Origin of the sequence: Pontimonas sp. (assembly GCF_031581085.1) — a bacterium.
Classification (GTDB): domain Bacteria; phylum Actinomycetota; class Actinomycetes; order Actinomycetales; family Microbacteriaceae; genus Pontimonas.
This window is the reverse complement of sequence record NZ_JAVLBO010000040.1, coordinates 1-4,436: the sequence shown is the minus strand read 5'-3', so window position 1 is coordinate 4,436 and position 4,436 is coordinate 1. Positions and strand designations below refer to the sequence as shown.

Below are 4,436 nucleotides of genomic sequence, written 5' to 3'. Positions count from 1 at the left end.
TTTGTCGCCTAACTCTTGCAGGAATTGTAAGTTAACCGCTGCAGGAATTGTAAGGTAACTGCTGCAGAAATTGTCTAGTAGAGGTCTCATGAATCCGCGGATCGAGCTTTGCCAGAGAGTAAAAAGCATCCCCTCGGGCCTTTTAGCTAATCAAGAATGAACTGTCTGGTGGCCTCTGATTCGAATGGCCCAAGCTTCACCGAGAGGTGATAACTGGCACCACCTCCTGGCATCTGAGTCCGTTCGTCATTGCAGGTCTCCGGGTTAGACCGGGTTCGATCCCAACCAATCGCCGCGGTGCTGCGCTCAGCACCGGGCTGAAGGGTGATCGTCATCGGCGCTCCGCCCTCCTGGCAGTGTGTCGATAGCCAAATCAGATCGGGGTTGTCTCTGGCCCCGGAATCAATCATCAGCTCCTGGACGTCGCTTCCCACCTCGAGCTCACACTCCGTGGCACCGGTGTTTCGCACTGTGAGCCACACCTGGGGCTCGGCACCTGGCGCGTAACGAACCTCATCGGTTTCAGCGATGAGTTCGATCTGCGAGTCGGTGCACTCTGCAACCGGAACAACTTCTTCCATGAGCTGGTCCTCTTCCGGCTCCTCTGTTGCTGAAGGCGTACCTCCGAGGCTCGGCCGCCAGATGATCAAGGCAACCACCACGATGACGGCGAGGAGTCCGCCGAACACCGCAATACGCCTGCGTCGATACACCGCAGCTGATGGCTCGCGAGCAACACCGGACATGTCATAAGAGTACGAGCCCACCGACCCAAATCCCGCCTACCGGGCCGGCGTGCCCAGATGCAACACGGCACTTGGAGTGACTATCCAGGCTCCACAGCGACCTGACAGGTCCCTCGCCGCCTGCTCCCGGTGTTTCCCGTGCTCACGCACGCAGTGAGGAGTTACGTCAGTTGCTTCAACATTCGGGCGTTACCCAGTGTGTTGGGTTTCACCCGCGCCAGATCTAAAAACTCTGCAACGCCCTCATCGGGAGATCGCACCAGTTCGACATACACATCGGTGTCCACAATCGAATTGGTCACTTCCTGGTAGCCGCGCTCCAAGAAAAATTCAACCTCAAAGGTGAGGCAGAACAGGCTGGTGAGCCCCAGCGACCGCGCCCTGTGCTCGAGCGCATCCAGGATGGCACCACCAACCCCGGTGCCTTTCACCGAGTCCCTCACCGCGAGGGTGCGCACCTCGCCGAGGTTTTCCCAAAACACGTGGAGCGCACCGCAGCCCACCAATTGGCCGTCCTGCTCTGCCACCACAAATTCTTGAACGGCTTCATAGAGCATCACCAGTTCTTTCCCCAGCAGGATGCGCCTCTCCACCAGCGGTTCAATGAGCTCTTGAATGGGGCGGATATCAGCTGTCGTGGCCGGCCGCAGCGTGGTTTCTGGCGACAGGGTGCCTGAAGAAAAAGAGCCTGGGGGAGTGGAATTCACTCCCCCAGGCTACGGCTTTCTTAGTCTGTTGGCTCTCTCAGACCGCCTGGGCGGTCTGAGGTGAGTGGTGACCTAGGACTCGGTTGCTCCCGCTCCCACCGGTTCCGGGCTCGCCGGAGTAGTGGTGGTGAAGGTGAACTCAGAGCCGTCGAAGTCCACTTCGACGTGTTGGCCGGGGTTCAAATCTCCCGTCAGGATTCGCTCAGAGAGCGCATCCTCGACGTTTTGCTGAACGGCCCGGCGCAGTGGTCTCGCACCCAAGGTGGGGTCCCACCCGAGGGTGATGAGTTCTGCTTTGGCCTTGTCGCTGACGTTGACCGTCATATCCCGATCCAGCATCCGCTCGCGCAGACTCTTCACGAACAGTCCCACAATCTGCAGGAGCTCTTCTTGGCTCAGCTGCGGGAAGACGACCGTCTCATCGACACGGTTGAGAAACTCCGGCTTGAAGTTCTTCTTCAGCTCTTCGACCACCTTGGAGCGCATGGCCTGGTAACTGGCCTCTTCGTTGCCTTCCAGGGTGAAGCCCACGGGGCCTCCGGTGATGTCCTTGGTTCCCAGGTTGGTGGTCATGATGATGACGGTGTTCTTAAAGTCCACCACTCGGCCTTGACCATCAGTCAGGCGGCCCTCTTCCAACACTTGGAGCAGGGAGTTGAAAATATCCGGGTGGGCTTTTTCGATTTCATCGAAGAGCACCACACTGAAGGGCTTCCGGCGGACCTTTTCGGTCAGCTGGCCACCGTCTTCGAACCCGACGAACCCTGGAGGGGCACCAAACAGGCGAGAGACGGTGTGCTTTTCACCGTATTCACTCATGTCGAGTGAGATCAGGGCATCTTCATCGTCAAAGAGGAACTCGGCGAGTGCTTTTGCCAGCTCCGTCTTTCCCACACCGGTGGGACCCGCGAAGATAAACGAACCGCTGGGGCGCTTCGGGTCTTTTAGACCCGCGCGCGTGCGGCGAATCGTCTTCGAGAGGACAGAAATGGCTTGTTCTTGACCGATAACTCGCTCGTGGAGTGCCTTTTCCATGAAGACCAGGCGAGCGGTTTCTTCTTCGGTGAGTTTGAACACGGGAATACCGGTCGCTGCCGCGAGCACTTCGGCAATCACGCCTTCGTTGACGGTTCCGGTTCCCGCCGCTTCACCGCTTCTCCACTGCTTTTCTAAGCGCAGGCGCTCACCCAGCAGGGTTTTTTCTTCGTCTCGAAGCGAGGCCGCTTTTTCGAAGTCTTGACCTTCGATTGCTTCTTCTTTTTGCTTGCGCACAGCGGCAATTTTTTCGTCAAACTCGCGCAGCTCCGGGGGGCTGGAGAGGATACTAAGCCGCATCCTGGCACCGGCTTCATCGATGAGGTCGATGGCCTTATCTGGCAGGAACCGATCCTGCACGTAGCGATCGGACATGTTCACGGCTGCTTCGATTGCTCCATCGGTGATGGACACACGGTGGAAGGCTTCGTACTTGTCGCGAAGACCTTTCAAAATGTTGATGGTGTGGGCGGGGCTTGGCTCATTGACCTGCACCGACTGGAAGCGGCGCTCCAGCGCCGCATCTTTTTCAAAGTGTTTGCGGTACTCATCGAGAGTCGTGGCACCCACCGTCTGGAGCTCACCACGGGCAAGCAGTGGCTTCAAAATACTGGCCGCATCAATAGCACCCTCAGCAGCACCGGCGCCGACCAGGGTGTGAATCTCGTCAATGAAGACGATGATGTCGCCGCGGTTTTTGATTTCTTTCGTGACCTTTTTCAGGCGCTCTTCAAAATCACCGCGGTAGCGACTACCGGCAATAAGCGAACCCAAATCCAACGAGTAGAGCTGCTTGTCTTTGAGTGTTTCTGGAACGTCACCCTTCACGATCGCTTGGGCGAGGCCCTCCACGACCGCGGTCTTTCCGACACCGGGTTCACCGACCAGCACTGGGTTGTTCTTGGAGCGGCGAGAGAGGATCTGCATGACGCGCTCCATCTCGCGCTCGCGACCGATCACCGGGTCAAGCTTGGCGTCGCGGGCTGCCTGGGTGAGGTTTCGACCAAACTGGTCCAGAACCTGCGAACCCTTGTCGGTGCCACCCTCCTGGCCGCCCACCGAGACCTGCTCTTTGCCCTGGTAACCAGACAGCAGTTGAATCACCTGCTGGCGCACGCGATTCAAATCAGCACCCAACTTCACCAGGACCTGTGCGGCAACGCCCTCACCTTCACGAATGAGGCCCAGGAGGATGTGCTCGGTGCCGATGTAGTTGTGGCCCAGCTGCAATGCTTCGCGGAGGCTCAGCTCAAGGACCTTCTTGGCACGGGGAGTAAAAGGAATGTGACCGGTGGGCTGTTGCTGGCCCTGGCCGATGATGTCTTGAACCTGCTCGCGCACCGCATCGAGCGAAATCTCCAGGGATTCCAACGCTTTGGCCGCAACGCCTTCACCCTCGTGAATGAGTCCCAGGAGGATGTGCTCGGTGCCGATGTAGTTGTGGTTGAGCATCTTGGCTTCTTCTTGGGCCAAGACCACCACACGACGTGCTCGGTCAGTAAACCGCTCAAACATGATTTCTATCCTCTCCGCGGGGTGGGGAGCTGGAAGCACTCCGCGATGTTTCGAGAGTAATTGGAACAGGGCTGTGATTGCCGGGGTGTTCGCCCCCAGCGTGAGCAGTTATGGTGAGCGGGATGTCGAGAACGGATGTGGGTGAACCTCAGGTTGACACTACTGCGCCTGCTTTACAGCAGCCGGGTGATGTAGTCGTCACGGCCCCACGCGAGGTGCCACTCGGTGGCTTGCGAGCGATGACCGTCCGGCGGACACTACCCAGCAGACATCGCACCACTATTGGGCCCTGGTGTTTTCTGGACCACTACGGCCCTGACCCGGTCAGTGTGACCGGGGGGATGCAGGTGGCACCGCACCCCCACACCGGCTTGCAAACCGTGAGTTGGTTGTTTGAGGGCGCTATTCACCACCGGGATTCGACCGGCTCAGA

The 4,436-nt window shown here is 58.5% G+C and carries 4 protein-coding genes; 1 reads left to right on the top strand and 3 read right to left on the bottom strand.

The window, feature by feature from the left end:
* Window positions 1-146: 146 nt before the first annotated feature.
* The 3 genes from RI518_RS07520 to RI518_RS07510 form a co-directional block, all read right to left on the bottom strand.
* Window positions 147-746 carry a hypothetical protein gene (locus RI518_RS07520; protein WP_310689769.1) on the bottom strand — a complete coding sequence of 200 codons (600 nt, stop codon included), beginning with the start codon at window positions 744-746 and terminating at the stop codon, window positions 147-149.
* A 161-nt stretch (window positions 747-907) separates the two neighbouring features.
* Window positions 908-1,453 (bottom strand): amino-acid N-acetyltransferase, encoded by a 546-nt coding sequence (locus RI518_RS07515; protein ID WP_310689768.1) that lies wholly within the window; start codon window positions 1,451-1,453, stop codon window positions 908-910.
* A gap of 72 nt (window positions 1,454-1,525) precedes the next feature.
* Entirely contained in the window at window positions 1,526-4,003 is a 2,478-nt protein-coding gene (locus RI518_RS07510) for an ATP-dependent Clp protease ATP-binding subunit (RefSeq protein WP_310672404.1), read from the bottom strand.
* A gap of 122 nt (window positions 4,004-4,125) precedes the next feature.
* On the opposite strand from RI518_RS07510, the gene RI518_RS08060 reads away from it, so the two are divergent.
* The coding region (locus tag RI518_RS08060; protein ID WP_397428166.1) for a pirin family protein at window positions 4,126-4,436 on the top strand (311 nt) is incomplete at its 3' end.

What these genes read in the sequence shown, in the direction of transcription:
- RI518_RS07510 (WP_310672404.1), bottom strand. Translation starts at nt 4,003, where the DNA reads ATGTTTGAGCGGTTTACTGACCGAGCACGTCGTGTGGTGGTCTTGGCC.
- RI518_RS07520 (WP_310689769.1), bottom strand. Translation starts at nt 746, where the DNA reads ATGTCCGGTGTTGCTCGCGAGCCATCAGCTGCGGTGTATCGACGCAGG.